This is a genomic window from Solidesulfovibrio carbinoliphilus subsp. oakridgensis, assembly GCF_000177215.2.
In the GTDB taxonomy this organism is placed as follows: Bacteria; Desulfobacterota; Desulfovibrionia; order Desulfovibrionales; family Desulfovibrionaceae; genus Solidesulfovibrio; species Solidesulfovibrio carbinoliphilus.
In genome coordinates, this window is record NZ_CM001368.1 from 3,307,656 (window position 1) to 3,333,835 (window position 26,180).

At 67.3% G+C, this 26,180-nt stretch carries 24 protein-coding genes; 8 read left to right on the top strand and 16 right to left on the bottom strand.

What is annotated here, in order from left to right; all coding sequences use genetic code 11:
• The first annotated feature begins 1 nt into the window (after position 1).
• Complete coding sequence (larB, locus tag DFW101_RS14430) at positions 2 to 754, top strand: nickel pincer cofactor biosynthesis protein LarB (RefSeq protein WP_009182267.1); 753 nt, start codon at positions 2 to 4, stop codon at positions 752 to 754.
• Between the two features lie 234 nt (positions 755 to 988).
• Here larB and DFW101_RS14435 read toward each other — a convergent pair whose 3' ends face one another.
• Both DFW101_RS14435 and DFW101_RS14440 read right to left on the bottom strand, forming a co-directional pair.
• Positions 989 to 1,855, bottom strand: a complete 867-nt coding sequence (locus DFW101_RS14435) for an AraC family transcriptional regulator (RefSeq protein WP_009182268.1) — start codon at positions 1,853 to 1,855, stop codon at positions 989 to 991.
• 242 nt (positions 1,856 to 2,097) lie between these two features.
• A complete protein-coding gene (locus tag DFW101_RS14440; protein WP_009182269.1) occupies positions 2,098 to 3,537 on the bottom strand; it encodes an outer membrane homotrimeric porin in 1,440 nt (479 codons plus the stop codon).
• A gap of 633 nt (positions 3,538 to 4,170) precedes the next feature.
• On the opposite strand from DFW101_RS14440, the gene DFW101_RS14445 reads away from it, so the two are divergent.
• The 5 genes from DFW101_RS14445 to DFW101_RS14465 all read left to right on the top strand — a co-directional run bounded on the left by DFW101_RS14445 (position 4,171) and on the right by DFW101_RS14465 (position 8,378).
• Positions 4,171 to 4,887 (top strand): alpha/beta fold hydrolase, encoded by a 717-nt coding sequence (locus DFW101_RS14445; RefSeq protein WP_009182270.1) that lies wholly within the window; start codon positions 4,171 to 4,173, stop codon positions 4,885 to 4,887.
• Positions 4,884 to 5,624 carry an ABC transporter ATP-binding protein gene (locus DFW101_RS14450; RefSeq protein WP_009182271.1) on the top strand — a complete coding sequence of 247 codons (741 nt, stop codon included), beginning with the start codon at positions 4,884 to 4,886 and terminating at the stop codon, positions 5,622 to 5,624. Before DFW101_RS14445 ends, DFW101_RS14450 begins: the two co-directional genes overlap by 4 nt.
• Positions 5,621 to 6,352 carry a molybdate ABC transporter substrate-binding protein gene (gene modA, locus DFW101_RS14455; protein WP_009182272.1) on the top strand — a complete coding sequence of 244 codons (732 nt, stop codon included), beginning with the start codon at positions 5,621 to 5,623 and terminating at the stop codon, positions 6,350 to 6,352. Before DFW101_RS14450 ends, modA begins: the two co-directional genes overlap by 4 nt.
• Positions 6,353 to 6,368: 16 nt before the next feature.
• Complete coding sequence (locus DFW101_RS14460) at positions 6,369 to 7,043, top strand: molybdate ABC transporter permease subunit (RefSeq protein WP_009182273.1); 675 nt, start codon at positions 6,369 to 6,371, stop codon at positions 7,041 to 7,043.
• A 99-nt stretch (positions 7,044 to 7,142) separates the two neighbouring features.
• Positions 7,143 to 8,378, top strand: a complete 1,236-nt coding sequence (locus DFW101_RS14465; protein ID WP_009181338.1) for an ISL3 family transposase — start codon at positions 7,143 to 7,145, stop codon at positions 8,376 to 8,378.
• A gap of 345 nt (positions 8,379 to 8,723) precedes the next feature.
• Here DFW101_RS14465 and DFW101_RS14470 read toward each other — a convergent pair whose 3' ends face one another.
• On the bottom strand, positions 8,724 to 9,899 hold the full coding sequence (locus DFW101_RS14470; protein ID WP_009182274.1) for an alginate O-acetyltransferase AlgX-related protein: 1,176 nt from the start codon (positions 9,897 to 9,899) through the stop codon (positions 8,724 to 8,726).
• Positions 9,900 to 9,907: 8 nt separating this feature from the next.
• Positions 9,908 to 11,365: an MBOAT family O-acyltransferase gene (locus DFW101_RS14475; RefSeq protein ID WP_043643418.1), complete on the bottom strand. Its 1,458-nt coding sequence runs from the start codon at positions 11,363 to 11,365 to the stop codon at positions 9,908 to 9,910.
• A gap of 189 nt (positions 11,366 to 11,554) precedes the next feature.
• Here DFW101_RS14475 and DFW101_RS14480 point away from each other — a divergent pair, with 189 nt between their 5' ends.
• Positions 11,555 to 12,268, top strand: coding sequence for a methyltransferase domain-containing protein (locus tag DFW101_RS14480; RefSeq protein WP_009182276.1), 714 nt, complete (start codon positions 11,555 to 11,557; stop codon positions 12,266 to 12,268).
• A 110-nt stretch (positions 12,269 to 12,378) separates the two neighbouring features.
• Here the strand turns inward: DFW101_RS14480 and DFW101_RS14485 are convergent, their stop codons facing one another.
• From DFW101_RS14485 to DFW101_RS14535, 11 genes are all read right to left on the bottom strand, one after another.
• The gene (locus DFW101_RS14485) at positions 12,379 to 14,478 is read right to left on the bottom strand and encodes a hypothetical protein (protein WP_009182277.1); all 2,100 of its coding nucleotides are present in this window, start codon (positions 14,476 to 14,478) and stop codon (positions 12,379 to 12,381) included.
• Positions 14,423 to 15,235 carry a tRNA pseudouridine(38-40) synthase TruA gene (gene truA / locus DFW101_RS14490; RefSeq protein ID WP_009182278.1) on the bottom strand — a complete coding sequence of 271 codons (813 nt, stop codon included), beginning with the start codon at positions 15,233 to 15,235 and terminating at the stop codon, positions 14,423 to 14,425. Before truA ends, DFW101_RS14485 begins: the two co-directional genes overlap by 56 nt.
• A gap of 67 nt (positions 15,236 to 15,302) precedes the next feature.
• Positions 15,303 to 16,052, bottom strand: coding sequence for a MotE family protein (locus DFW101_RS14495; protein ID WP_232286063.1), 750 nt, complete (start codon positions 16,050 to 16,052; stop codon positions 15,303 to 15,305).
• On the bottom strand, positions 15,973 to 16,416 hold the full coding sequence (fliJ, locus tag DFW101_RS14500) for a flagellar export protein FliJ (RefSeq protein WP_009182280.1): 444 nt from the start codon (positions 16,414 to 16,416) through the stop codon (positions 15,973 to 15,975). Before fliJ ends, DFW101_RS14495 begins: the two co-directional genes overlap by 80 nt.
• A 148-nt stretch (positions 16,417 to 16,564) precedes the next feature.
• Positions 16,565 to 17,872 (bottom strand): phenylacetate--CoA ligase family protein, encoded by a 1,308-nt coding sequence (locus DFW101_RS14505; RefSeq protein ID WP_009182281.1) that lies wholly within the window; start codon positions 17,870 to 17,872, stop codon positions 16,565 to 16,567.
• A 118-nt stretch (positions 17,873 to 17,990) separates the two neighbouring features.
• Positions 17,991 to 18,710, bottom strand: a complete 720-nt coding sequence (locus tag DFW101_RS14510; RefSeq protein ID WP_009182282.1) for an ABC transporter ATP-binding protein — start codon at positions 18,708 to 18,710, stop codon at positions 17,991 to 17,993.
• 17 nt (positions 18,711 to 18,727) lie between these two features.
• On the bottom strand, positions 18,728 to 19,504 hold the full coding sequence (locus DFW101_RS14515) for an ABC transporter ATP-binding protein (RefSeq protein ID WP_009182283.1): 777 nt from the start codon (positions 19,502 to 19,504) through the stop codon (positions 18,728 to 18,730).
• Positions 19,494 to 20,465, bottom strand: a complete 972-nt coding sequence (locus DFW101_RS14520; protein ID WP_009182284.1) for a branched-chain amino acid ABC transporter permease — start codon at positions 20,463 to 20,465, stop codon at positions 19,494 to 19,496. Before DFW101_RS14520 ends, DFW101_RS14515 begins: the two co-directional genes overlap by 11 nt.
• Positions 20,462 to 21,337 carry a branched-chain amino acid ABC transporter permease gene (locus DFW101_RS14525; RefSeq protein WP_009182285.1) on the bottom strand — a complete coding sequence of 292 codons (876 nt, stop codon included), beginning with the start codon at positions 21,335 to 21,337 and terminating at the stop codon, positions 20,462 to 20,464. The genes DFW101_RS14520 and DFW101_RS14525 overlap by 4 nt, the downstream gene beginning before the upstream one ends.
• The gene (locus tag DFW101_RS14530; RefSeq protein WP_009182286.1) at positions 21,337 to 22,488 is read right to left on the bottom strand and encodes an ABC transporter substrate-binding protein; all 1,152 of its coding nucleotides are present in this window, start codon (positions 22,486 to 22,488) and stop codon (positions 21,337 to 21,339) included. The genes DFW101_RS14525 and DFW101_RS14530 overlap by 1 nt, the downstream gene beginning before the upstream one ends.
• 229 nt (positions 22,489 to 22,717) lie before the next feature.
• Positions 22,718 to 23,860, bottom strand: a complete 1,143-nt coding sequence (locus tag DFW101_RS14535) for an ABC transporter substrate-binding protein (protein WP_009182287.1) — start codon at positions 23,858 to 23,860, stop codon at positions 22,718 to 22,720.
• 233 nt (positions 23,861 to 24,093) lie between these two features.
• On the opposite strand from DFW101_RS14535, the gene DFW101_RS14540 reads away from it, so the two are divergent.
• Positions 24,094 to 24,588, top strand: coding sequence for a hypothetical protein (locus DFW101_RS14540; protein ID WP_009182288.1), 495 nt, complete (start codon positions 24,094 to 24,096; stop codon positions 24,586 to 24,588).
• Between the two features lie 296 nt (positions 24,589 to 24,884).
• Here DFW101_RS14540 and DFW101_RS14545 read toward each other — a convergent pair whose 3' ends face one another.
• Positions 24,885 to 26,120: a hypothetical protein gene (locus DFW101_RS14545; protein WP_009182289.1), complete on the bottom strand. Its 1,236-nt coding sequence runs from the start codon at positions 26,118 to 26,120 to the stop codon at positions 24,885 to 24,887.
• Positions 26,121 to 26,180: the final 60 nt, after the last annotated feature.

Here is a 26,180-nt window from a genome sequence, read left to right on the forward strand (position 1 = left end):
TATGGATATGCTGGATAGCTTGCGAGAGCTTTTGGCCGGGGTCAAAGCCGGCGACCTGGACGTGGAGGCGGGGTTGGCCCGGCTGCGCGACCTGCCGTACCTGGAGCTTGGGCACACCAAGATTGATCTGCACCGGTCGCTGCGAAACGGCTTCCCCGAGGTGGTCTACGCCGCGGGCAAGACCCCGGAGCAGGTGGCCGAGATATTCACCCGCATGGGGGAGCACAGCCACGTCCTGGCGACCAGGGTGTCGGCCGAGATGGCCTGCCATGTCCAGGCCGCCTGTCCGGGCGTGGTGTACAATCCCCTCGGCCGGACCCTCACCTCCGTCAAGGGCGAGATTGCCTGGCGCGAAGGGGAAATCGCCATCGTCACGGCCGGCACCTCCGACCTGCCCGTGGCCGAGGAGGCGCGGGTGACCTGCGAGATGTTCGGCAGCCGGGCGGTGGTCGTTTCCGACGTGGGCGTGGCCGGCATCCACCGCCTTTTTGATAGGCTCCACACCCTGCGCCAGGCCCGGGTCATCATCGTGGTGGCCGGCATGGAGGGGGCGCTGGCCAGCGTCATCGGCGGGCTCGTGCCCCAGCCCATCGTGGCCGTGCCGACTTCGGTCGGCTACGGGGCCGCCTTGTCCGGGTTCACGGCCCTTTGCGGCATGCTGACCTCCTGCGCCAGTGGCGTGACCGTCGTCAACATCGACAACGGGTTCGGCGCGGCCTGCGCGGCCTGCAAGATCAACAACCTCTTCCCGTAAGCCCCGCCCGGGCCATCCATGCCCTGGCCGGGGGGCGGCAGGCGGACGCCTTTCCCGCCCTCCCGGCCGGGGGCCGCTTCCGGGCCTCCCGGCTCCACTGCGGACCACTCCGAAGCGAACGCGGGGACGGAGAGCCAATGCCTTCAAATCCTTGCGGGATTCCAAAGGGCGGCAGCCCTTTGGCCGCCGGAGGCATTTCCCCCGTCCCCTCTCCCGACCTTTCCTGCCGTCGCCCTAGCGGCGGCAGCTGGTCGGGCTGGCCCCGAAGTAGCGCTTGAACTCGCGGGTGAACTGGGAAACGCTCTCGTAGCCCACCTGCCGGGCGGCGTCGCTGGCCCGCAGGCCGTCTTCGGCGAGCAGGCTCTTGGCTTTGTTGAGCCGGACCTTTTTCAGGTACTGGATGGGCGAAAGCGAGGTCACGTCCTTGAAGGCCCGGTGAAAGGCCGAGGTGCTCATGTTGACGGAGCCGGCCAGCTGCTCGACGTTGCACGGCTGGTAGAAATTGCAGTGGATGTGCTTGAGCGCCTTCTCGACGCGCGAGATGCCGGTGTTTTTGACGGCCAGGGCGTGGAGCGAGGCGGCGTTTTCGCCGCACATGATGCGAAAGAGAAGTTCGCGCACCAGCCCCGGCCCGAGCACCCGGCTTTCCCGGGGCGAGAGCAGGGCACGGAGCAGCCGGACCACGGTCTCCTTGAAGGCCGCGTCCGCCCGGGCCACGGCCAAACCCTGGTGCCTGGCCCCGGCTTTGAGGCAGGCGTTGCCGGCCGGGTCGTCCATCCGCTCGATGATGTCGCCAAGCACCCGCAGGTCGATGTCCACGGCCATGGAGAGAAGCGCCTCCCCGGGCGCGACCACGGCCTCGCATTCGGCCGGCAGCGGCACGGACAGCACCAGATAGTGGTCGGGGTCGTACACGTGCACCGTCTCGCCGAGATGGACCTTTTTCGTGCCCTGGCCGACGATGACCACGCCCTGCTGGTAGAGCAGCGGCACGCGGGCGATATCGGCGGACCGCCGGTGGAGCCGCACTCCCGGCACCCCGGTCTCGGTGGTCCCCTCCCGGGCGGCCACCCGGCCCATCAGTGCCGCGATTTCCGACATGGCGCCTCCTCGCTCCCGTTCCCCCGGCGGCGGCCGCCGGGCGGAGCAGGTTTGTTTCTATCTCAAAAAGCAGTATCAGGCAAGGGTGCTGTAAAATGGCGGCCGTTTCCAGCCTGACGGAAGCGAAAGGGCAGGGTTGGACAAAGATCGGAGGGCGAGACCCGGGCAAGCCCTTCTCCCCACGCAAAAGCCCCATGGCGTCGGGAACGCCACGGGGCTTTGTCGTTGCGAGGGAGGGAGGCCTAGAACCAGTACTTGAGGCCGACGGCCACCTTCCAGGCGTCTTCGACCTTGTTGGTGAAGCGCTTGGTGCCGGTGTTCCAGATGCTGCCGTTGCCGTTGCCGTAGTGGGCCCAGCCGGTTTCCATGACCAGGGCCAGGCTTTTTTCGTAGATCCAGTACTTGGAATCGATGTTGGCGCCGAGCAGGTATTCGCCGATGGCCAGGTCCTTGCCCATGGTCAGGTACCGGCCGTTGCCGCCGGAAGCGAGCACGGCCTTGCGCAGCCCGGCCGCGGAGTTGGTGCCGAAGGCCGCGGCAAAGGTCACCACGTGGCTCAGCTTGTTCATGAACGACACGTTGTCCAGGGAGGCGGACAGACCCCAGGAGCCGATGGGGTTGGCGAGCATGGTGTCGTTGGTGAACTCCTGGCCGCTCTGGTAGAGGAACGAGCCGCCCATGCCCCAGTAGTCGGTGATGGAGGGGATGCGCTCGGAGCCGTTTCGGATGCCCGAATCCTCGCCCGAGCTCCACCAGGCCCCGGCCATGGGCGTGGCCCAGTCGAAGCCGGTGTACTTGACGCCGCCGTCGATGAACCAGCCCTGCCGGCGGTTGCGCTGGTGGTCATTGAACGCGCCCTGGCCGTAGATGACGTCGGCGTAGAAGCTGATCGGATCGAGGGCCGTCACCTCGAACATGGCCCCGCCCCACCAGTAGAGGCTCTGGTTGTCGTTGTACCCGGTGGGGGAGAGGTAGTTGCCGCCCGAAATCATGCCATACTTGATGGAGTTGACCGACAGGCTCGACCGGCCGACCACCCCGGCCATGCCCCAGGGCACGATTTTGGCGCCGTCGAAGGCGATGGGCAGGGTCAGGAAGTAGACGTCGAATTCGTCGGCCACCTGGGTGGTGGTGGTGTCATAGGTCCGGTTGACGTCGATCAGCCGGGCGAAGCCGGCGTTGGCGGTCAGCCTGTTGTCGATCAGCGGGGCTTTGACGGTCAGGGCGGCGAAGGTCTTGTTGTTGTTCTTGGAGGCCAGGATCGGGGAGTCGTAGAAGATGGAGGCGTGGGGCAGGGAGATGGGCTGCAGGCCCGCCGTCACCTCAAAATCGCAGCCCGGCCACTTGAACTGCAGGTAGGCTTCCCAGACCGCGATGGAAACCTCGGGATTGGCGGCGGTGAAGGTGCCGTTACCCCAGGGAGTGTCCCCGACCATGGTGGAGAGCCTGAATTTCACGGCCTCGCTGGCCACGAAATCGGAACGTAGGCGGAACCGTTCCCAGATTTCCAGGGTATCCTCGGTCTGGGTGCCGGTGGCGTTCCAGGAGGTCCAGTTGCGGTTCTCGAAAAACATGCCGTAAACACGGGCATCGCCGGCCATTCGCACTTCCGTGGCGGCAAAGGCACTGGTGGCGCCCAGGGCGAGCAGGCACAGCACCAGCAGTCGTAACGCGCGTTGCATCGATTTCCTCCGAAAGTTGAGTGGGTTTTCTCCGAAACAACTCCATGACACAGGCGTAATGATCCGTTGCGGTCGTTGACAAGACGACAGGGCCGTGGTTGTTGGAGAGTGGGGCAGCCTGTACGTTTTTCCCCGCGAAGCGGCCCTGGCCCGGCCTTCCGGCCGCGCCGCCGTTCCCCGCGCCTGCCCCCTCCCCACGCCATTCCCCGGAACACAGGCCGCCGCCGGCACTCCGCCGGACCGCGCGGTCCATGGCTGGCCCCGGCCGCTCCAGGCCGTGGCGACCCGGCGGACTGTCGTATCGGATGTCCGCCCGTCGAAAACGTGTATGGTGTGATGGAGTATGGAATAATTTTTCTCTTGTAAACAAGTTGTGTATGGAGTCACGGATAATACTATCTGCGTGATGTTGGATCAAAGACTCTTATCGTGGTGGAGAAAGAGGAAGTCTGGCTTGTATCACGGGAAATAAGCTCGGCGTGACAGTGAATGCCGCTTCGGTTCTGCTGTCACGCCGATTGTATTTCGCGTGAGGCTGGATTTATTTTCCAGCTGCGGTAGCATGGGCCTTCCGAGGGCGGCCGATGCCGGCAATGGTCGCTGGCAGGGCCGGGCTTTCGGAAGGGAGCAAGCATGGCCACGTTTGTCTGCGTCCACGGTGCGTTCCAAGGCGGTTGGGTCTGGAAACAGACGGCCGCCGCCCTGTTTTCCCTGGGCCATCAGGTCCATTCCCCCACTTTTTCCGGCTGCGGCCACCACCGTCACGCCCTGGCCCGGGACATGGGCCTTGCCACCTATGTCGCCGACCTGGTGCAGTTTTTCGAGCTGGAAGACCTGACGGGCGTCATCCTGGTGGCCCACAGCTATGCCGGCCTGGTCTGTCTCGGGGCCCTGCCCGCCATAAGGCCGCGTCTGGCCGCCCTGGTCTGCGTGGAGGCCATCCTGCCCAAGCCCGGACAGTCCTTCGCAGACCTCGGCGGGGAGCCCTTCCGGGCCATGCTGGCCGCCCGGCAGGTCGACGGCTGGCTCGTCTCGCCCTGGCCGGCGGCCATGTTCGGCGTGGCCGGGGCCCCGGAAGAGGACTGGTTCATGTCCCGGCTGGCCTCGTTCCCCCTGGCCGGGTTCACCGACAAGACCCTGGCCGCCGAGCCGGTCTGGCCGGAAAAGCGCCACTACATCCGGTGCACCCAGAATCCCAACCCCATGCTGGCGGCCATGGCCGGCCGGGCAGAGTCCCTGGGGTTTTCCATGCACAGCCTGGAAAGCGGCCACTGCCCCCAGGTGACCATCCCGGTGGAGCTGGCCCGCCTGCTGGCCACCCTGGCCGAGGACGCGGCCGGTCCGGCATGACCCTGGCGGCCATGCTGGCCAAAAAGCTCCCGCATTTCACCCTGGACGTGGAGCTGGCCTGTCCGGCCGGGAGCATCCTGGTCCTGACCGGCCCGTCGGGCTCGGGCAAGACCACGCTCCTGCGCCTGCTCGCCGGCCTGGACGACCCGGACGCCGGCCGGATCGGCCTTGACGGCGATGTCTGGCGCGACACGGCGAAAGGCGTGCGCCTGCGTCCGCAAAAGCGGGGTGTGGGGCTGGTCTTCCAGGACTATTCGCTCTTTCCCCACATGACCCTGGCCGAGAACGTGGCCTACGCCACCCGGGACCGGGCCTACGCCGGGGAACTCCTGGCCCTTTTTGGCATCGCCCACCTGGCCGGTTCCCGGCCCCGGGCCATGTCCGGGGGCGAGCGGCAGCGCGGGGCCCTGTGCCAGGCCCTGGCCCGGCGTCCGAAGGCGCTTCTCCTCGATGAGCCCTTTTCCGCCCTGGACGCGGCCACGCGGCTGGCCCTTCGCCGGGAGCTCCTGGCCATCCGCGACCGCTTTCCCATCCCCATCGTGCACGTGACCCACGACCTGGCCGAGGCGGCCCTGCTCGGCGACCGGATCCTGTGCCTCAACCAGGGCCGGCCCGATCCCGGCTGGTTCGACCGGCAGCTGCGGCTCCACCGGGAGGAAAACGAGGCCCTGTTCGTCGCCCGGGGCCTGGACGGCCCGGCCGCACACCCCCAAATCCCCTTGAAGGAGGCCTCATGAAACGCATCCTGTGGACCCTGTTCCCGGTCCTGGCCCTGGCCCTGGTTCTGGCCGGTCAGGCCCTGGCCGAACCCCTGACCATCGCGGCCGGCGCGGGCTACAAAAAGCCGGTCACCGAGCTGGCCGCGGCCTTCGAAGCCGCGTCCGGGACAAAAACCGAACTGGTCTTCGGCAACATGGGACAGGTGACGACCCAGGCCAAAACGAGCGGGGTCGTGGATGTGGTGGTCGGGGAGCAGGCATTTCTGGATAAAGCCGGCCTGGCTTTCTCCGGCGTGGCCCCCATCGGCCAGGGCGTGCTGGTGGTGGCCTGGCCCAAGGGCAAGACGCTCGCCGCGCCGGCCGATGTGGCCAGGCCGGAAGTGGCCCGTCTGGCCATGCCGGATCCGCAAAAGGCGATCTACGGCAAGGCGGCCAGGGAGTATCTGGACAAGGCCGGGCTGGCCCAGGCGGTCGACGGCAAGCTCTTGGTGGTTGCGACCGTGCCGCAGGTGACGACGTATCTTTTGAGCGGCGAGGTGGACGCCGGATTCGTCAACCGGACCGATGTCCTGGATCTCGGGCCGGCCATCGGCGGCTACCTCGAAGTGGATCCGTCCCTTTACGCGCCCATCCGCATCGTGGCCGAGACCCTGGCCGAGGCCAAGAATCCCGAGGCGGCCAAGGCCTTTGCCGCCTTCCTGGCCACGGACCCGGCCAAGGCCATCGCCAAGAAGCACGGCCTGTAGGGTGGACTGGGCCGCAGTGCTCGCGACGGCCACGGACCCCGGCGTGGTCTTTTCGATCCGGCTGACGCTCCGGGTCATGGCCGTCGCGGTGCCGGCCTTCTTTCTCCTCGGCGTGCCGCTCGGCTATCTGCTCGGCCGGGGGCGGGGAAGGTGGGTGGCGGCCCTCGATTTCCTGGTTTCCCTGCCGCTGGTGCTGCCGCCCATGGCCGTCGGGTTTTTCCTGCTCCTGGTCCTTGGGCGCAGGGGCCTTCTCGGCGAACCGTTGCGGCACGTTTTCGGCGTGGAGGTGGTCTTCGGCTATCCGGGCCTGGCCCTGGCGGCGGTCACGGCCGGCATCCCGCTCATGGTCCGGCCGATCCAGGCCGCGGTCCGGGGGGACCTCATGCGTCTGGTCGAGTTGTCGGCCGTGCTCGGCAAGAGCTGGCCGACGACGTTTGTCCGGGTGGTCCTGCCGCACTGCCGCAAAAGCATCGCGGCCGGCCTCTTTCTGGCCACGGGCCGGGCCCTCGGCGAGGTCGGAGTCAGCCTGCTCCTTGGCGGCGACATCATCGGCCGCACCAACACCGTGTCGCTCGAAATCTACAACGCGGTCTTCACCGGCGATTTCGTCCGGGCCGGCCTGCTTTCGGGCCTCCTCGCCCTGGTCTCCCTGGCCCTGACCCTGGCCCTCAAACGGACCGGCCGCGGCTGAGATCCGGGGACGGCTCGTGTGGCGTCCGCTAAAAAATAGGGTCCTTCCGACTTTTCCGTGGGTAGGTGACCGGATATGGTCCGCCCCGGGAGGGTGACCATGAAGGACACGGACCTGTATTCTCGGATTCTGGGGCTGAGTGACCCGTGGTTTGTTGCCGACGTCGAGTTGGACACGGCGGGAGGCCGGGTGGACGTCCATGTTGATCATGTTGCCGGTGTCCGCTGGCGCTGTCCGACCTGTGGTCGCGAACTGGCTTGTCGGGATCATGCCGAGCCTCGGGTATGGCGTCACCTCGACACCTGCCAGTTCAAGACCTTCCTTCATGCCCGGATTCCGCGCGTCGAGTGCCCCGAGCACGGCGTGCTTCAGGTGAGAGTGCCTTGGGCCGAGGCTAAAGGGCGTTTTACCTTGCTCATGGAGCGCTTGATCATCGATGTGTTGCGCGAGTGCGCCACCGTGTCCGGCACCTGCCGGCTCATGCGGATCAGCTGGGATGAGGCCTGGAACGTCATGGATCGAGCCGTCCGGCGAGGGCAAACCAGGAAGAAGACCACCGCCGCACGCTATCTTGGTATCGATGAGAAGGCCTTCCGCAAAGGTCACGACTACATGACCGTGGTCTGCGACCTGCTTGGCGGAACAGTGGAGTTTGTGGCCCAGGATCGCAAGACCGAGAGCCTCGAGGACTATTACCGGCAGTTCACGGCGCAGCAACTCGAGCGCATCCGGGCCGTGGCCATGGACATGTGGGAACCGTACTTCAAGGCCACGATCAAGCACGTGCCCGATGCGGCGCACAAGATCGTCCATGACCGCTTTCACATCATGCAGCACGTGGGCCAGGCCGTGGACAAGGTCCGCCGGCAGGAACATCGCGAACTGCTCCGCCAGGAAGACGAACGCCTCAAGGGCACCAAGTACATCTGGCTTTACCGGGAAGAGAATCTGCCGGACAAGCACCGACCGACCTTGGAAGCCCTGAAGGCCACGAACCTGAAGGTGGCCAAGGCCTGGGCGATGAAAGAAAGCCTGGCCGGATTGTGGAACTACCTCAGCGTCGGCTGGGCAAAGCGGTTCATGAAACGCTGGCTGACCTGGGTGAGGAAGTCAGACTTGCCCCCGATGCGCAAGGTCGGGGAGATGCTCTCTCGGCATCTGGACAACATCCTGACCTTTTGCCGGCATCGGATCACCAACGGCGCGGCCGAGGGACTCAACAGCAAGATCATGGCCATCAAGCGCAGGGCGTGCGGGTACCGCAATCGGGAGCACTTCAAGACCGCTATCTACTTCTTCTGCGGCGGCCTGGACCTCTATCCTAGACAGGCCTGAACCCGGGTACCCACGGAAAATCCGGAAGGACCAAAAATAGGCTGCTGTTTTTTTAGAAAAAATAATTATTTAAATATGTTATTCTCGAAATTCGTGTGCACGAATTTCGAGAGCGCGACGCTAGGCCCGTCCGCCCGGCCGGGCGGCGTGGCAGGCTGCGGCAAAGGCCGCGCCGGCCCCGGCAATGGGCGGTCCCCGGTCATGTCTTTCGAGCACGTCCCGGCCGAGGCAAGGGAATGCCGGCCGCTTGGAAAAGCTCCCGGTCCCGGCTGGCCAGACAGTCGAACCTGACCACGCCAGACGTCCTTGCCGCCAGGAGCCATGGAAGCGGCACGGGGACCTCGGTCAGGGGGTGTGGGCCTTGGTCCGGGCCGGACACTTGGTGAAGTAGCGCTCCACGAATTCGTCGAGGACCAGGGCCGGCTTTTCCCGCTCGATGGCCGCCTTGTCGAACTGGCGGATCTCCCGCGAGGTGGACGGGTAGGGCCACAGGTAGACGGCGCGGCGGAAGTGCTCGGACAGGAAGGGGACGAGTTCGTGGGCGAAGGAATCGCGGAAGATGACGGCCGTGGGCTTGGCCGCGTCGCCGGTCTCCATGACCACGGCCGGCTGGAAATAGGTCTCGCGCGGATAGGGCGTGGTCAATTCCACGGCCTTGCGCTCGAATTTCGGGATAAAGGTCACCCGGTCTTCCGGAAAGAGGTCGCTTAAGGCCAGCATGGTGGCCAGGCCGCCGGTCAGGCCCGGGGTGATGGTGATGTCGAACTGGCCGAGGCCTTCCGGCTCGAAGCCGGGGAACCAGGGGGCCAGCCGGTTTATGATCTGGACATAGCCGGCAAAGGCCCCGAACGTCGTCCAGTGGGTGTCGGTGCGGTAGTAGGCCTGGGCGTGTTTTTTGACCTGCTCCATGGCCGGGCGCAGGTCCAGGATCGCGACGCCGGCTTTCGTGAGGGCGGCGACGAGCTGATCGGTGCGGTTTTCGGCATGGATCTTGTTGTACCGCTCGGGCAGGGATTCCGGGTAGACCGTGTGCTTGTTGGGCGCGACCACGACGAGGTAGCGAATGCCACGGCTTTCGAGCCATTCCTGTCTGCCCCGGTATTCGTCCACCCACCAGGCCAGCTGGTCGGGCGTGAAGAGCCGGCCGGCCCGGTAATCCTCGATCACGTTCAGCTCATTGTTTTCCTGGGCCAGAAAGAGCCAGTCCCCCCGGCCCTTGATGACGGTCTGGTATTCATTGGAGGCCTGGAGCCAGAGGTAGTCGAGGATGTTTTCCAGACGCACGAGGTTCTTGCGGAAGCCGAAGGTCTTTTCCAGGTAGCCATGCTGAATTATATTGAAATATTTGAAAAAATCCGTCGAGGAAAATTCCGGCAGGGGCGCGGGCTCGTTTTCCATGAGGTCCACTTCCGGGGCCAGACGGAAGGCATGGTCGGCCAGGGGCAGAAGGATGAGGGCCAGGAACACCAGGGTGCCGGCCAGGGCGATGGCCCGGCGGAGGGAAAACGCGGCACGGACCATGCGCTATCCTAGAACTGGAAGTAGATGAAAGGATTGTGGGTGCCGCTGGCGAGCGACATGGCGCAAAGGACGAAGACCACGGGCATGAAGACAAGGCTTACCAAGGCCTCCAGGCCGTCGTCCAGGGCCGCCGGCCCGAGCCGCCTGGCCGCCAGGCGGCGCTCCCGCAGGCCCTTGATCCAGGGAACGAGCGGCGTGGCCCCAAGAACGGCGGCCACGAGCACGATCACGACCTTGGGGTTGAGAAACAGCCCCATGTGCCACTCCACGCCGGAGCCGTGGGCGAAACCGGCCATGGCCTTCAGGTAGGAAAGGGCCACCGGCAGGCTCTCGGCCCGGAAAAAGACCCAGGCCACCATCACCACCAGCATGGTGTAGGCATGGGCGAGAAGCGGCGAGCCCTGGGTCAGGCGCTTGCCCAGGGGAAAGCGTTCGAGGACCGAGAAAAAGCCGTGGAACATGCCCCAGATGACGAAGTTCCAGCTGGCCCCGTGCCACAGGCCGCACAGGAAAAAGACCATGACCAGGTTGAAGTACATCCGGGCCGTGCCGGCCCGGTTGCCGCCGAGCGGAATGTAGAGGTAGTCGCGAAACCAGGTGGAAAGCGAAATGTGCCAGCGCCGCCAGAACTCCTGGATGGAGCGGGAGACGTAGGGATAGTTGAAGTTCTCCATGAATTTGAACCCGAACATGTGGCCGAGGCCGATGGCCATGTCCGAGTAGCCGGAGAAGTCGAAATAGATCTGGAGCGTGTAGCAGACGATGCCGAACCAGGCGATGGGCGTGGTCAGGTGCTCGGCCGGGATGGCGAAGATCTTGTCCGCCGGCAGGCCCACCACGTTGGCGATGAGGACCTTTTTGCCAAGGCCGATGATGAACCGGTTGATGCCCTTGGAGAACCGCTCGATGCCCACGGTCCGGTGGGTGATCTGGGCGACGATGTCCTTGTAGCGGACGATGGGGCCGGCCACGAGCTGGGGAAAGAGCGAAATGTAGAGGGCGGTGTTGGGCAGGGACATCTGGGGCGGCGTCTGGCGGCGGTAGATGTCCATGATATAGGAGATGCAGTGGAAGGTGAAAAAGGAGATGCCGATCGGCAGGTGCACCTGGCCGATGACCAGTTGCGGCAGGCCGAAATGGCCAAGGAGCAGGTTCAGGTTGGCCACCAGGAAGTTGGTGTACTTGAAGATGACGAGCAGGAGCAGGTTGAATGCGATGGCCACGGCCACCTGCCGCTTGGCGTCGCTGCGCTCGTGGGCCTTGTAGACCCAGATGCCGAGGAAATAGTTGGTGACGGTGGAGAGCAGCATGATGAGCACGTACTCGCCCTCGCCCCAGGTGTAGAAAAAAAGGCTCGCCGCGAGCAGGATCCAGTTGCGCAGCCGTCCGAAAGAGATGCAAGCGAAATAGACCGCCAGGACGATGGGCAGGAAATAAAAAAGAAAGGAGGCGGAGCTGAATACCATGATGGTGTGTGTCGGGTAGGGGTTTTCAATGCCTGGCGGCCAGGCGCCGGGCAGCATTGCCGGGGGGCGGCAATCGGCCCCGCCCGGGGTTTTGGTCGCAGGTGAACGCTCTTACTCAAGGAGCCCGGGTTTGACAACTCCCGGGGGCGGGGCCTTGCGTTGCCGCGAAATGCGGTTACAAGGAAAAACATGCTCTATGCCGCACCCGCCGTACCGTCCGTGGAACACCTTCGCGACCTGCTGGCCCGACTCGGGCCGGAACGGATCTGGCGCCCGGTGCCGGGGCCCGACGGCGGCCTGCTGGCTCCGGGCGAGGGGCCGGATATGGACATGCTGGCCGGCTATGTCGGCGACCTGGATGTGGCCGGAAAATCCGTGGCCGATCTCGGCTGCAACCTGGGCTATTTTTCCTTCATGACCCGGCGCATGGGCGCGACCCGGGTGGTCGGCTGCGACATCGATCCGGAAATCGTCCAGGTGGCGGGAGAGCTGGCCAAGGCCCATGGCCTTGGCCGGGTGGAATTCCGGGCTGTCGATTTCCTGCGCGAGAAACCCGACATCCCCTGCGACATGGCCCTCTTGATCGATTTCATCGGCAGGCAGGGCATCGCCAAGGGCCGGCTGGCCGCCGTGGCGGCTGCGGCCGCGGCCTGGGGCCGGCGGGAGCTTTTTTTCACCCTGCGTCCGGTCTACCGCCTGGACGACCTGCCCGTGGCCCCCGCCGTCCTCGACCGGCTCTACCCCGGGTCCGTGCACGACGGCCGGTTCCATCTGGCCGACACCCTGGCCGGCCTGCTCGGGCCCGGCTGGTCCATGCGCCAGCTCACCACCGGCCGGCTGTCCGGCGACGGCCGCGCCTCGCTCGCCAAGGCCGCCCTGCTGTTCACCCGAAACGACGCCTAGGGCCCCGGGACATTTCCCTTCTCCCTTTCAGGGGGTCCGGGGGGTGTGCAACCGGGCCGCCGGAGGCATCTCCCCCTTCCACCCTTCCACCCTCGCCCTTCGCCCTTCGTCTACCCCTCCAAATCGACCAGCCAATTGCGCCGTTCCAGATCAGACGCCGTCCGGCGCGGGGCGACGCGGCTAAGGTGCGTGGTTTCGGGCGTGAGAAAGCTGCCCGCCCCGGCCGCCTTGGCCGTGGCCACGACGCCTTTCCAGGCCGGGATAAGGCTGGATGGCGCGCCGACGAGGGTGTGGCGGGCGCCCTGGCCGTCGGCGTAGAGCGACCGCCAGAGGGTGTCGGTGGCGATCCAGAGCCGGCCGGCGGAGCGGGTCCTGGCAAAGCCGAGGGCGGCCAGGCCGGACCAGTTGCCGGTGACGGGCCGTTCGAGGCCGTCGGCCAGGGCGCCGGTGAAAAAGCCGGCGTTGGCGTCCAAGTATTTACGCAGGTCGTTGTAGGCGTCGACCACGGCGGTCAGGCGCGACTCCACGGCGTCCATGGCCCGGGTGACGGACAGGGGCAGGGTCTGACCGGTGTCGGCCCTGGCCGTGACGACCACACGACCGGAAGCCAGGGCATAGGCGTTATTTTCCGAGGCGAGCGGCTGGTTGTCGATGGTCAGGCGGCCGTCCTGGCCGGGCAGCTTGGCGTCCAGGCCGAGGGAGGCAAGGAGGCCGGTCGCGCCGTCAGCCAGGGTCAGGGACTCGCCGAGGCGGCGGTTACGCAGCAGCAGGTCGGCGGTCACGCCCCGGTGGGACAGACGCCGGCCGGGGACGTTGGTGGCCGGGATGGCGGCGTGGCGGGTGGCGGCGTCCACCCGGCCGGTGGCCAGGGCGACCGTACGGGCCAGGTTGCCGAGGACATCCTCTGCGGTGTCGCCCGCGGCCACGGCCACGGACAGGACCGTGCCGCGAAGGGGGGTGGTCAGGCCAAGGGCCGCCAGGATGCCGCCCTGGCCGTCGGTGAGGGCCAGGACCTCGCCTGCGGCGCCGGCCTGGGTGGCGACGGTCAGGACGCGGCCGGCCACGGAGGCGGCGCCGGTGGCGGCGGGCATGGCGGCCGCGCTGGTCCGGGCCGCCACCCCGGGCAGGGAGAAGCTCGGGGCCGCGACCAGGACCGTGGACGTGCCGTCCGGGGACCAGGTGGAGGTCGGGGTGGCGTTTATCTGGCCGGCCACGGCGTTTTGCACGTCGCCCCAGGTCCAGCCGGCCTTGACCGTGACGGACAGGCTGCGCCTGTTGCCGCCGAGCGCGAGGCCGAAGGTGTAGGTCTTCGGGGCAAGCGTGGTGGCGGCGTCGGGGTCGAAAACCGTGGACACGTAGGACGTGGGCTGTGCGCCCGAGCCCACGGCCAGGGCAAAGGTGTGCAGGCCCGTGGCCAAGCCGGTCGTAGCGTTCGGATCGTAGCCCGTGGAGTGGAGGAAGGCGGGCGCCGCCAGCCGCTCGACCCCGGCCTGGACCGTGCCGAGCGGAGCCGGGGCGGCGACGTCGGGCACGGCCTTGATCCCCAGGCGGGAGACGAGGTCGCCGGAGACGTCGGCCAGGGCCACGTCCTGCTCGCGGCGCAGCGGATTGACGGACAGGGCCAGGACCGTGCCCACGGCCGCCAGGGACGGGTCCAGGGTGAAAGGCTTTTGCTGGCGCGTGACGTCGGCCCGCACGCTCAGGTTGGCGGAATCGTTGACGGCCTCGGCCACCTTGCCAAGCACCTGCCCCCAGGTGTCCCTGGCGCCGACGGTGACGGAAAATGTGCCGGCGGACGGCCCCTGGTCCAGGCGCAAGGCGTAGTCTCCGGCCGGGATGCCCGAGGCGGCCAGGGCGCTTTTGCCGTTGGAGAAGAATTTGAAGGGATTGACGGCCTGGCCCGAAGGCAGGGCCACGCCGGACACGCTTGCGTCGAGCCCGGGACTGGCGACCACCAGCCGGGCCGCGGACCAGGGAGTGTTCCCGGCCGGCCAGGCGAAGCGGGACAGGGCGTTTTCGAAGCGGCCAAGCCGCGAGGCCAGGCCGGCGGTCAGGCCATCGACGGCGGCCTGGTTTCCCGGCGGGGCGTCTCCCCCGCCGACCGTGATGCCCGGGGCCCGGGCCAGCGGAACGGGCGCGGCCTCGGCGACCGTCTCACCCTTGGCCAGCCTCAGGCTGGTGAAGTAGATGTCGCTTATGCCCCCGGCCATGTTCCCCGTACTCCACGACGACGAGGCAAAGGCCGCTTGCCGGCGCGGTCTGCGGCGCAAGCCTTCTCTGCCCCTGCGTCAGTACGGATCGGATGTCTTCGGGAGAAACTTTACCGCGCCCCACGGCCACCAGCGCGCCCATCAGGTTTCGCACCATCTGCTTGAGAAATCCCTCGGCGTGAAACCGCCAGACCATCTCCGGGCCCCCTGTCGCAAGGCGCGTGACGCCGTGGACCAGCCGCGTCGTGGTTTTGACGTCCGAGCCGGCGTTCTGGAAGGCGGCGAAATCGTGGAAGCCGGCGAAACAGGCGGCGCAGGCGTCCATGGCCGCCACGTCGAGCCGGCCGTAACGGCCGACATCCCAGACGTAGGGCCGCCGCCAGGGCAGGACATGGCCCGGTTCGGTCCACAGCGTGTAGTGGTAGACCTTGCCCGTGGCGCAGAACCGGGCGTGGAACCCGTCTGGCACAAGCTCGGCCCCGGCCACGGACATGTCGGCCGGAAGCAGGGCGTTGAGCGCCTTTTGCCAGGGGATGGCGGCCCGCCCTTCCGGCACGTCGACATGGGCCACCTGGGCCATGGCGTGGACCCCGGAGTCGGTGCGGCCCGCGCCGAAGATCCGGACCGGCTCCCCGCACAGGGTGGCCAACGCCTCTTCCAGGCAGCCCTGGACCGTGCGCCCCCGGCCCGGGGCCTGGAGCTGCCAGCCGGCAAAGGCCGTGCCGTCGTAGGCGAGCGTCAGGCGCAGGCGCGGCATGGGCGGGAGGCGGCGGGTTCGCCGGCCAGGGCCGGGACGCGGCGGACCGGTCGACGATTTGCCGCCACTACATCTCCTCCGGCGCGCCGTCCGTGGGCGGCAGCTGCATCTTGGTCAGCATCTCGGTCAGGCCGGCCGCCTTCTTGGCTTCCATGTTGTTCAGCACCTCGCCGGCGCCACGGCCGCGCATGCCTGCCAGAATTTTGACTGCGATGTTGTTGTCCAGGGTCTCCAGGACCTTGGCCGCCTGCTTGGCGTTCATGTTGGAATAGACGTCGATCAGGTGCTTGAGCTTCTGGTCCTTGACGCCCTTGGCCTCTTCCAACATGGCCTTGATACTGGTTTCCATCTCCTTGAGCTTGGCGACGCGGGCGCTCAGGTCGGCTTGCAGGGTGTTTAAGGCCTGCTCCCGCTGGTCCAGTTCGTCCTGGCGCTTGAGCAGGGCCTGGGCGTCGGGCGTGGCGGCGGCCGTCTTGGCGGCCGGAGCCGGGGCGGCCGGCTGGGGCGCGGCCGGAGCCTGCTGGGCCAGGGCCGGAGTCGGGCCGGGGAGGGGTGCTGGTACGAACCGGGCCACGCTCGGCGCCGGCGGATCGGGCAGCAACAGGTCGAGGCCCATGAAGACCAGGATGCCGAGCTTCAGGGCCGCGATCATGACAAAGACGCCAAGGACCTTGGTGGCGCGCGGGGCGATTTTCGCGCCCAGCCGCTCCAGGGCCAGAAGCCAGCGCGAAGGGGCGTCAGACGACCGGCGGAACGTAGCGGACCGAAGCCATTTCGTCGTTTTCCTTTTGCTCGGCGATGTTTTCTTCGAGGGCATGGCGTCTGGCCTTGTTGGTTTTGAGTTTGTCGAGGAGCTTTCTGTCCTTGGAGCGCGAGACCGCCAGCACCCGGCACCGTTCGCGAACCTCGGCCAGTTCGTCGAGCTTCGCGTGGCCGGCCCGGATGTCGAACACCAGCCGCTCCCGGTAGGCCCGCCAGAGGTAGAAATCCAGGGGCGCGGGGTTCTTTTTCTGGGTCATGGAGGCGTCGCGGGAGGCCAGCTCGTTTTCCAGCCGGGCCACTTCCCGGGCCTGGAGCTGGTGGGCGGCAATGGCCTTGCCGAGCTCCATCCTGGCCCGCTCCTCAAGCTGGGCCCGAATGTCCAGGACGCGCTCGAGATTGAAACGAAACGGCTTTGCCATGAGTGCCTTCTACCTGCGGCGCGCCGCGCCAGTTTTCCGTCGGTGGTGGTCCTCGAAGCAAAACCCGGGCCACCTTTCTCCCTTTCGGGGGGTCCGGGGGGAATGATTCCCCCCGGCCGCCGGAGGCATCCTCTCTCTTCCCCTCCCGCTACAGTCCCCGGCGGTCCACGACGCGGATGGTCTTGCCTTCCTGGCCCCGGGCGAGGCTGCCGGGCTCGACCAGGCGCACGCCGATGCCGACGCCGAGTTCGGAGGCCAGCCGGCGTTCGAGCTTTTCCAGAAGCGCCTGATGCTCGGACACCCGGTCAAAAAGAAGGGCCTCGGTAGGCTCGACTTCGAGCAGGGCCTCGTCGAGCGCTCCCCGGCGGTGGAGCACGATGCGGTAGTTGGGGGTGGTGCCCTCGACTTCAAGGAGGAGCGCCTCGACCCGGGACGGGAAAACGTTCACTCCCCGTATAATGAGCATGTCGTCCGTGCGGCCGACGATGCGGCCGATACGGCGCATGGTGCGGCCGCAGGGGCAGGGGCCGGGCAGGATGCGGGTGATGTCGCCGGTGCGGAAGCGGATCATGGGAAAGGCTTCCTTGGTCAGCGTGGTGACGACCAGCTCCCCCTCCTCGCCGTCGGGAAGGCGCTCGCCCGTGGCCGGGTCCACGATCTCGATCAGAAAATGGTCCTCGCTCACATGCATGCCGGCCTGCTCCAGGCACTCGCCGGCCACGCCCGGGCCCATGATTTCGGAGAGGCCGTAGTTGTCGGTGGCCGTGAGCTTCAGGCGGTCCTCTATGGCCGCGCGCATGGCCTCGGTCCAGGTCTCGGCCCCGAACAGGCCGTAGCGCAGGGAAAGCGAATTGACGTTGACGTCCATGGCGCACAGCGTCTCGGCCAGGTGCAGGGCGTAGCTCGGCGTGGCCACGAAGACCGAGGTCCGGTAGTCCTGCATGATGGCCACCTGCCGGCGCGTGCCGCCGCTACTGGCCGGGATGACGGCCGCGCCCACGGTCTCGGCCCCGTAGTGGAAGCCCATGCCGCCGGTGAAAAGCCCGTAGCCGAGCGCGATCTGCACCACGTCGTCCTGGCCGGCTCCGGCCGCGACCAGGACCCGGGCCACCAGCCGCGACCAGGTTTTGATGTCGTTTCGGGTGTAGCCGGCCACCACCGGCTTGCCCGAGGTGCCGGACGAGGCGTGGAGCCTGACCACCTCACGAAGGGGCACGGCGAAAAGGCCGTACGGGTAGGCCTCGCGCAGGTCGGCCTTGGTGGTGAAGGGCAGGTGGCGGACATCGGCCAGATCGGCGAAGGTGTCCGGGTCGATGCCCTGCTCGGCGAACCGGCGGCGGTAGAGAGGCACGTTTCGGGCCACGCGATTGAGCGTGGCCTGCAACCGCTCCAACTGCAGCTGGGCCAGATCGCCCCGGTCCATGGCCTCGAATTGCGGCTCGAAACATTCGCGCATGGTCAGGTCCTTTGGGGGAAAGAAGATGCCTCCGGCGGCCAGGAGAGGCTCTGCCTCTCCTGGACCTCTCCGCCGGGGGGGATCATCCCCCCCGGACCCCCTGGAAGGGGGGAAAGGATCACACGTCCTTCTCGCGGCCGAGGTAGGCGCGGCGGACGTCGCGGTTGGCGAGCAGTTCCTCAGCCGTTCCGGACAGGAGCACCCGGCCGGTCTCCAGCACGTAGCCCCGGTCGGCCACGGCCAGGGCGCTCTTGGCGTTCTGCTCGACCAAAAGGACGGTCAGCCCCTTTTCGCGGCGCAAGGCCACGACATGGCGGAAAATCTCCTTGCAGACCTGGGGGGCCAGCCCCATGCCCGGCTCGTCCAGAAGCAGGCACCGGGGCCGGGCCATGAGGGCCCGGCCGATGGCCAGCATCTGCTGCTCGCCGCCGGAGAGCGCCGCCGCCTGCTGCTGGCGGCGGTCAAAGAGCACCGGGAACATGGCGTAGACCTCTTCCATGTCGGCCGCGACCTGGCGCCGCCTAAACCGGGTATACGCGCCCAGGAGCAGGTTGTCCTCCACGGACAGGGGCCCAAAGACCAGCCGCCGCTCCGGCACCTGGGACAGGCCCAGGCGCACGATCTTCTCGGGCTTTTCCCCGGCAATGGCCCGGCCGTCGAACACGACCTCGCCCCCGGACACCCGCTGGACGCCGGAAATGGCGGACAGGAGCGTGGTCTTGCCCGCGCCGTTGGCCCCGATCAGGGCCACGATCTCGCCAGGGGCCACGTGCAGGGACACCCGCCGCACCGCGTGCACCCGGCCGTAGTGGATATCGACGTTGCGTAAGGTCAGCATAATTCGGGTGCCTCCGCCTACTCGTCCTCGCCCAGATAGGCCTTCACGACCTCGTCGTTGGCCTGCACTTCCTCGGGCGTGCCCGAGGCCAGGGGATGGCCGAAGTGGAGCACGGTGATGTGGTCGCTGACGTTCATGACGAGGTCCATGTCGTGCTCGACGAGGCCGACGGTGACGTGGAGCCTGTCGCGGACGGCGGCGATGAGGTCGCCGAGCCGGGCCGTCTCCTTGGAATTGAGGCCGGCGGCCGGTTCGTCGAGGAGCAGCAGCTTCGGTTCGGCGGCCAGGGCCCGGGCCATTTCGAGGAGCCGCTGCCGGCCGTAGGGCAGCTCGCCGGCCGGCGTGTCGCGCTCGTCGGCCAGGCCCACGAAGTCGAGCCGGGCCAGGGCCTCCTCGCGGCAGACCCGCTCGGCCCGGCGAAAGCCCGGGGTGCGCAGCAGGCTCGCGGCCGTGGAATAGCGGGTCAGGGCGTGGCGGCCGGCCATGACGTTTTCGAGCACGGTCATGGAGGTGAAAACCTCGAGGTTCTGAAAGGTCCGGACCACCCCGGCGGCGGCCCGCTGGTGGGGCGGCAGGGTGCCGATGTCCTGGCCGGCGAGGCGGATGTGGCCGGAGGTCAGGGCGACCATGCCGGTGATGGCGTTCAGCATAGTGGTCTTGCCGGCGCCGTTTGGGCCGATGAGCGAGGTGACCGTCCCAGGCCGGATGCTGAAATCGGCCTCGGTCAGGGCGTGGATGCCGCCGAAACGGACGGTGGCGGCCGCGACGTCGAGGAGCGGGGTGTCAGCCGTCATGGCGGCCCCCCGGGCGGCGCAGCTTGCGCAACAGGCGTCCCGCGCCGCCGGCCAGGCCGTCGGGCAGGAACATGATGGTGGCGACCAGGATGGCCCCGTAGACCAGGATGTCGATGTCCTCGAACTCGCGCAGGGCTTCCGGCAGGATGGTCAGGAAAAACGCGCCGGCCACCGACCCCCAGACGCTGGCCATGCCGCCGAGCACCACCATGACCACGAGTTGGACCGAGAAGGTGAAACCAAAGGAGGCCGGGGCAATGAACGACAGGTAGTGGGCGTAGAGCACCCCGGCCAGCCCGGCCAGGGCGGCGGACAGGACAAAGACGAACCGCTTGTGGGCACTGATGTCCACGCCAAGGCTGGCGGCCGCCTTTTCGCTGACGTGCAGGGCGCGAAGGGCCCGGCCGGTGCGGGACTTCATGAGGTTCAGGGCCCCGAGCACCACCAGGGCCAGGACCACGGCCATGAGGTTGTAGTAGCTGTGGTCGGAGTCGAAGGAATAGCCGAAAAGGGCCAGGCGCGGAATGCCGACGTAGCCCGAAGGGCCGCCGGTCCAGTCCACGGCCTCGTTGAAGACGATGGAGACGATGATGCCGAAACCGAGGGTGGCCATGGCCAGATAGTGGCCCTTGAGCTTGAGCGTCGGGGCGGCCACGATCCAGGCGACCAGGGCGGCCAGTCCCACGCCAAGACCCATGCCGACGGGAATGGGCAGCCCAAGGCGCGTGGTGGCGATGGCCGTCACGTAGGCCCCGATGCCGTAAAAAGCGGCGTGGCCGAGCGAGATCTGGCCGGCGTAGCCCATGAGCAGGTTGAGGCCCACGGCGATGACGGCGGAAAGGCAGCCGAGGATGCAGATGCTGAGATAATACTCGTTGGGCAGGGCATAGGGCAGGCCCAGGAGCAGCGCCAGGAAAAACGCCGCCTGGATGGAATTGCGGCCCAGAAACGGTCGCGTCATACCCGCTCCACCCCGGCCTTGCCGAAAAGGCCCGACGGTTTGACGAAAAGGAGCAGCAGCAGGACGATGAAGGCGAAGGCGTCCTTGTAGCCGGACGCGACATAGCCCGCGCCAAAGGCTTCGAGCACGCCGAGGAGGATGCCGCCGGCGGCCGCGCCAAAGGGGTTGCCGAGCCCGCCCAGGATGCAGGCGGCGAAGCCCTTGAGGCCGAGCATCATGCCGACGTCATAGGCGGTCATGGTAATGGGCGCCAGGATGGCCCCGGCGGCCGCGCCGATGAGCCCGCTTAGGCCGAAAGACAAAAGGGCCATGCGGGCCACCGAGATGCCGACCAGACTGGCCGCCTTTTTCTGGCAGGCGCAGGCCAGCATGGCCTTGCCCTGGATGGTGGCGGAAAAAAAGAGCTTGAGCGCGGCGAGCAGGGCCAACGTCACGGCCAGGACCCACAGGCTCTGGGGCTGGATGGCCGCGCCCATGGCCAGGATCGGGGCCACGCCCGAAAAGGCGGGCAAGGCCACCGTGTCCTTGCCAAAGGCCAGCATGGCCCCGCCGCGCAGGAGAATTGAGACGCCGATGGTGATGATGACGGCGTTGATGGCCGGGGCCCCGGCCAGGGGCCGGATGGCGAGCCGCTCCATGATCGCCCCGACCACGGCCGTGGCCAGGCAGGCGAGCAAGACCGCCAGGACCAGGGGCAGGCCCGAGGCGGCGAAAAAGACCGCCAGCATCCCGCCGAGCATCACGAACTCGCCCTGGGCGAAGTTGATGATGCCGGTGGTGTTGAAGATCATGGTGAACCCAAGGCCGATCAGGCCGTAGGCGGCTCCCTGGGTCAGGCCCGAAACGAGGTACTGCGGCGCGCCGGAAAGCATCAGTCCCCGACAATGACCCAGTCGCCCTTCTCGATGCCGAGCATGATGAAGGCGTCCTGGCCGAGGCCGGCGTGGTCCTCGGGGGTGAAGGTGAAGATGCCGCCGATGCCGGGGAAAGCCTTGGTCTTCTCCAGGGCGTCGCGGATGGCTTGCGGCTTGTCGGAACCGGCGTCGGCCACGGCCTTGGCCGCCAGATGGAGCGAGTCGTAGCCGTGGCCGCCAAACGTCGAGACCGGGGCCTTGAACCGCTCCTCATAGGCCTTGGCGTAGGCCACGAGCTGGGCTTTTTCGGGGTCGGCGTCCGGCAGCTTCTCGGCCACCGTGATCTTGCCGGCCGGCAGGAGCAGGCCCTCGGCCGCGTCCCCGGCCAGTTCGATGAATTTTTTGCTGGCCACGCCGTGGCTCATGTACAGCGGGGTCTTCATGCCGAGCTGGACCCGGTTTTTGGCCACAACCGCCGGGCCGGGGTTGGTGCCCCAGCAGATGACGGCGTCGGGCGCCGTACCCTGGATGTTGGTCAGCTGGGCGGTCATGTCCGTGTCTTTCGGCCCGAAGACCTCGTCGGCGGTCAGCTCGAAGCCCTGGGCCGGGATGAGTTCTTTGAGGACCTCGCGCCCGGCCTGGCCGAAGCCGTCGGACACGGTCAGGATGGCCAGCTTCCTGTACCCCTGCTTCTTGGCGTGGGAGAGGATCCGGGCCACGGCCAGCCGGTCGGACGGAGCCACTTTGAAGATAGAGGGGTTGACCGGCTTGGTGATCTTTTCCGCGGCCGAGCAGGAGATGAGCGGCACCTTGGCCGCGGCCGCCTTGCCCATGACGGCAAGCGTGTTGCCCGAGGTGGTGGGGCCGAGGATGGCGGCCACCTGCTCTTTCTTGATGAGCCGGTCCACGGCCAGCACGGCCTTGTTGACGTCGGTCTCGTCGTCGAGAATCACGACCTCGATGGGCCGGCCGAGCACGCCGCCGGCGGCGTTCAGCTTTTCCACTTCCATCTGGATGGTGTTCTTCTCGGGTTCGCCGAGAAAGGAGGCCGGCCCGCTGACCGAGAGGACCGCGCCGAAGCGGATGGGCTCGGCGGCGACGGCCGGACGGATCGGGCAGGCCGCGGCAACCACGGCGCACAGGGCCAGGAGGATCGCTTTCACGGACATGGCAGGCTCCTTCGAAACGCCCCGCCAACGGGCAGGCCGGGACGCGAAAATGTCGGAATCGTCATCTTGCGTCCCGCTTCCCTAGTCGAAAACGGGCGCAATGGAAACCGGAAACGGAGGGGAGATTGCCGCCAGGGCCACCGGCGGACGCGCCGCCGGCCGGCCCGCCCCTCGCCCGCCATCGGGGCGGCCGGGCGGCGGACCGGCCAGCGGCTGGCGCAAGGCCTTCTCAGTCAGCCAGCAGCCTGAAATCGCCGCCCGTGATCGTGACCATGACAAAGGCGGTCTCGTCCAGGCCGTTGTGGTCCTCGGGCGAGAAGCGGAACACGCCTGAGATCCCGGGGAAATCCTTTATTTTCTCCAGGTTGTCCCGGATGGCCGCCGGCGAGGCGTCGTTTCCGTCGGCAATGGCCTTGGCCACCAGGGCCAGCCCGTCGTAGGCGTAGCCGCCAAAGGCCGAGGCCGGCACCTTGAACCGCTCCTCATAGGCCTTGGCGTAGTCGAGGAGCAGGGCCTTTTGCGGGTCCGACGCCGGAAGCTGGTCGGCCACGGTCAGCTTGCCGGCCGGCAAAAGCAGGCCCTCGGCCGACTCGCCGGCCAGTTCGATGAATTTTTTGCTGGCCACGCCGTGGCTCATGTAAAGGGACGTGGCCATACCGAGCTGGACCCGGTTTTTGGCCACCACGGCCGGGCCGGGGTTGGTGCCCCAGCAGATGACCGCGTCCGGGGCGGTTCCCTTGATCTTGGTCAGCTGGGCGGTCATGTCCGTGTCTTTGGGCCCGTAGACCTCGTCGGCCACCAGCTCGAAGCCGCCGGCCGGGACGGCTTCCTTCAAGACCTCGCGGCCGGCCTGGCCGTAGCCGTCGGACACGGTCAGGATGGCCAGCTTTTTATATCCCGCTTTCCTGGCGTGGGAGAGGATGCGGGCCACGGCCAGCCGGTCGGACTGGGCCGTTTTGAACACCCAGGGGCTGACGGGCCTGACGATCTTCTCGGCCGCGGCGCAGGAGACCAGCGGCACCTTGGCGGCCGCGAACTTGGGGGCCACGGCCAGGGAGTTGCCCGACACCGTGGGTCCGACCACGGCCGCCACGTTGTCCTTTTTGAGCAGCCGGTCCACGGCCAGCACGGCCTTGTTCACGTCGGTCTCATCGTCGAGGATGACCACTTCCACCGGCCGGCCGAGCAGCCCGCCGGCGGCGTTCAGGGCGTCGGCCTGCATCTGGAGCGTGTTTCTCTCCGGCTCGCCCAGAAACGAGGCCGGCCCGGTGGCCGAGACCACGGCCCCGATGCGGATGGGTTCGGCGGCCAGGGCGAAAGCGGCGCAAGTAAGGACAGCCGTCAGTACGATCATCAAGAAAACAAGGCGCATGAGACCTCCGGGCATGGGATTCCAACGATTCTTCGGACAATAGCCCGGCTCCTTACGACAGCGCGCCCACCAAAGCAATGACGGCATGATAACTATTTAACTCTTCAACTAATTTTTCCGCTGCACAACGTTCGTCGGCCGCCCGCCCGGCCGGGCGGCCGGCTTGCCAACTGCGCGAGCCGTGGCTTATTGGGCGGGCAAGGACACCCTTCCCAAGCCGCAAGGAGCCTCCCATGCACCAGTCTGTCCGCGCCGCCCTCCTCGCCCTGGCCGTCACCCTTCTGGCCTTGCACCCCGCCCTGGCCCAGGACAAGGCCCCACCCGCCCCGCCCCAGGCCGCCTCCGCTCCGGCCGCCGCCCGGGACGCCGACAAGGCGGCCGCCAAAAAGATCCCCGTGTCCGTCGAACACGACGACACCGATCCCCTGGGGGCGCGCCTGGCCTATCGCCTGAAGGAACTCCTCGGCCGCTCCTCGCTCATGCAGCCGACCAACAAGGACGAGAAAAAGCTGGTGGTGGTGGTCAAGACCAAGGAGGAATTTCCCGGCCGCCCGGGCCTCAGCTCGATTTATTCCGTCAGCTGGCTCTTCTCCTCGCGCGAGGGGGCCCTGCGCTACTTCCTCGCCTCCGAGGCCGGCATCGTGGACAGCACCGGCATCGACCAGGCGGCCGAGACCATCCTCGGCCGCACCGACAAACTGGCGGGCACGTACGGGTATTTGTTTTAGGACTGGAGAAAAAAGAGGAAGATGCCTCCGGCGGCCGGGGCGGGAGTGGGGGAAGCGGGTGGGCTGGTGGGCGTTGGCGGGTGTGCGTCGGTGTGGCCGGAATCGGGTTGGCGACACTGGCTGCAAAGCCAGCCAGCACGCCAACCCGATTCCGGCCACACAGGCCCGTCGCCCCGCGGACGGGGCGAGTTTGATGGCCCGTCCGGGCTACGGCCACCCCTTTCGGGTGGGTTCGGGAGGGGGTGACTCCCTCCCGGCCGCCGGAGGCATCTTTTCTTCCCCTCTCCTCTCCTCTTCTACCGCAGCCCTTCCCTGAGCTGGACGACGTTCCAGCCGCCGGCCTTGAGGATCTTGGCGGCCAGCGGGCTGACTTCGCCGGACACGACGAGCTTTTTGGTTTTGACCTTGTCGGCGACGGCGGCGGTGGCGAAGGCGTCCGCGATGTCGGCCACGGTGGGTGTCCAGGCCAGGTAATCGAGGGGGAAGGCGACGAGCAGGCCGTTTTGGGCGGTGACGGCGGCGAAGTATTTGCCGACTTTCACGAAGTGGTCGATCTTGTCGGTGGTGTTGCTGAGGTTGGCGTAGAGTTCGGCCATGCGGGTGCGAAACCGGCCGAGGTCGTCGTCGTCGGTCAGGATGCACTGGTTGATGCAGATGGGGCGGCCGCTGACGCTGGTCATGCGGTCCAGGGCCAGGACGAGCTGGGTCTGTTCGATAGGGGAAAAGTGGGGGTTCTCGACGAACAGGTCGGCCATGTCGGAGGTGGCGCCCATGGTTTTGAGGCGTTCGCGGTTGGCGGAGAAGAGGTCTTCGGGCGGCGTCGACACGTCCACCGGGCTCGAGGGGCTGCTGGTGCTGTTGGAGAAGGCGACCAGGGCCGCGCCGCCGGGGATGGCGGCCGTGGCCGTGATGGAGCCGAAAAATCCCGCGCCGGCCAGGCGCTTGAGGCTCTGCTGCAGGATGGGATTCTTGGAGTAGGGATCCACGCCGTAGGTCTTGGCGTATTGGCGCGTGGCCTTGTTGTAGCCGAGCATTTCGCCGACCGCGCCCTGGTCGTCCTTGGGCCGCTGGTCCTGCATGCCGGCCTGGGCCCGGGAGAAGGACTTGCCGACGCTGGAAAAGGTGTCGGCCGGGTGGACGACCAAGTTGAAGGCGCCTTTGACGGCGTTGACGCCGGAGAGGGCCACGGATTTGCCGATTTCGGCACCCTTGTTGACCTGGTCCATGGCCGCGGCCGCGTTCAGTTCCCGGATGCGGGTGTAGAGGAGCGCGGTGGATTCGACGCGCAGGTCGCCCTTGGGGGTGTGCAGGGTATAGATGTTCATGTAGCCGTCGTTGACCACCTTGTCGTCCACGGTGTGGTTCGGGCCGGCGAGGACCGAAGCGGGCAGGAGGGTGGCGGCCGACAGGACGGGCGGCGATTCGGTCTGGCCGGCCTTGGCGGCCTTGGCGGCGGCAAAGGCGGAGCCGGGCAGGGACAGCAGGCACAAGAGGGTGAGCATGGACGCGAATCCGGGGCGCGTGTGGGCCATGGCGTTCTCCTTGGAGCGTGCGGGGGATGGTGTGCGTTCTGTCCTACGCGTGTGGCCCGG

Excerpts from the sequence above, each read along its gene's own strand:
- DFW101_RS14545 (WP_009182289.1), bottom strand. The coding sequence starts at position 26,120 with ATGGCCCACACGCGCCCCGGATTCGCGTCCATGCTCACCCTCTTGTGC.
- DFW101_RS14535 (WP_009182287.1), bottom strand. The coding sequence starts at position 23,860 with ATGCGCCTTGTTTTCTTGATGATCGTACTGACGGCTGTCCTTACTTGC.
- DFW101_RS14495 (WP_232286063.1), bottom strand. The coding sequence starts at position 16,052 with ATGCCCTCGAAGAAAACATCGCCGAGCAAAAGGAAAACGACGAAATGG.
- DFW101_RS14465 (WP_009181338.1), top strand. The coding sequence starts at position 7,143 with ATGAAGGACACGGACCTGTATTCTCGGATTCTGGGGCTGAGTGACCCG.
- truA (WP_009182278.1), bottom strand. The coding sequence starts at position 15,235 with ATGCCGCGCCTGCGCCTGACGCTCGCCTACGACGGCACGGCCTTTGCC.
- larB (WP_009182267.1), top strand. The coding sequence starts at position 2 with ATGGATATGCTGGATAGCTTGCGAGAGCTTTTGGCCGGGGTCAAAGCC.
- DFW101_RS14530 (WP_009182286.1), bottom strand. The coding sequence starts at position 22,488 with ATGTCCGTGAAAGCGATCCTCCTGGCCCTGTGCGCCGTGGTTGCCGCG.
- DFW101_RS14480 (WP_009182276.1), top strand. The coding sequence starts at position 11,555 with ATGCTCTATGCCGCACCCGCCGTACCGTCCGTGGAACACCTTCGCGAC.
- DFW101_RS14435 (WP_009182268.1), bottom strand. The coding sequence starts at position 1,855 with ATGTCGGAAATCGCGGCACTGATGGGCCGGGTGGCCGCCCGGGAGGGG.
- DFW101_RS14515 (WP_009182283.1), bottom strand. The coding sequence starts at position 19,504 with ATGACGGCTGACACCCCGCTCCTCGACGTCGCGGCCGCCACCGTCCGT.
- DFW101_RS14510 (WP_009182282.1), bottom strand. The coding sequence starts at position 18,710 with ATGCTGACCTTACGCAACGTCGATATCCACTACGGCCGGGTGCACGCG.
- DFW101_RS14525 (WP_009182285.1), bottom strand. The coding sequence starts at position 21,337 with ATGCTTTCCGGCGCGCCGCAGTACCTCGTTTCGGGCCTGACCCAGGGA.
- DFW101_RS14445 (WP_009182270.1), top strand. The coding sequence starts at position 4,171 with ATGGCCACGTTTGTCTGCGTCCACGGTGCGTTCCAAGGCGGTTGGGTC.
- fliJ (WP_009182280.1), bottom strand. The coding sequence starts at position 16,416 with ATGGCAAAGCCGTTTCGTTTCAATCTCGAGCGCGTCCTGGACATTCGG.
- DFW101_RS14450 (WP_009182271.1), top strand. The coding sequence starts at position 4,884 with ATGACCCTGGCGGCCATGCTGGCCAAAAAGCTCCCGCATTTCACCCTG.
- modA (WP_009182272.1), top strand. The coding sequence starts at position 5,621 with ATGAAACGCATCCTGTGGACCCTGTTCCCGGTCCTGGCCCTGGCCCTG.
- DFW101_RS14470 (WP_009182274.1), bottom strand. The coding sequence starts at position 9,899 with ATGGTCCGTGCCGCGTTTTCCCTCCGCCGGGCCATCGCCCTGGCCGGC.
- DFW101_RS14475 (WP_043643418.1), bottom strand. The coding sequence starts at position 11,365 with ATGGTATTCAGCTCCGCCTCCTTTCTTTTTTATTTCCTGCCCATCGTC.
- DFW101_RS14540 (WP_009182288.1), top strand. The coding sequence starts at position 24,094 with ATGCACCAGTCTGTCCGCGCCGCCCTCCTCGCCCTGGCCGTCACCCTT.
- DFW101_RS14440 (WP_009182269.1), bottom strand. The coding sequence starts at position 3,537 with ATGCAACGCGCGTTACGACTGCTGGTGCTGTGCCTGCTCGCCCTGGGC.
- DFW101_RS14520 (WP_009182284.1), bottom strand. The coding sequence starts at position 20,465 with ATGACGCGACCGTTTCTGGGCCGCAATTCCATCCAGGCGGCGTTTTTC.
- DFW101_RS14505 (WP_009182281.1), bottom strand. The coding sequence starts at position 17,872 with ATGCGCGAATGTTTCGAGCCGCAATTCGAGGCCATGGACCGGGGCGAT.
- DFW101_RS14485 (WP_009182277.1), bottom strand. The coding sequence starts at position 14,478 with ATGGCCGGGGGCATAAGCGACATCTACTTCACCAGCCTGAGGCTGGCC.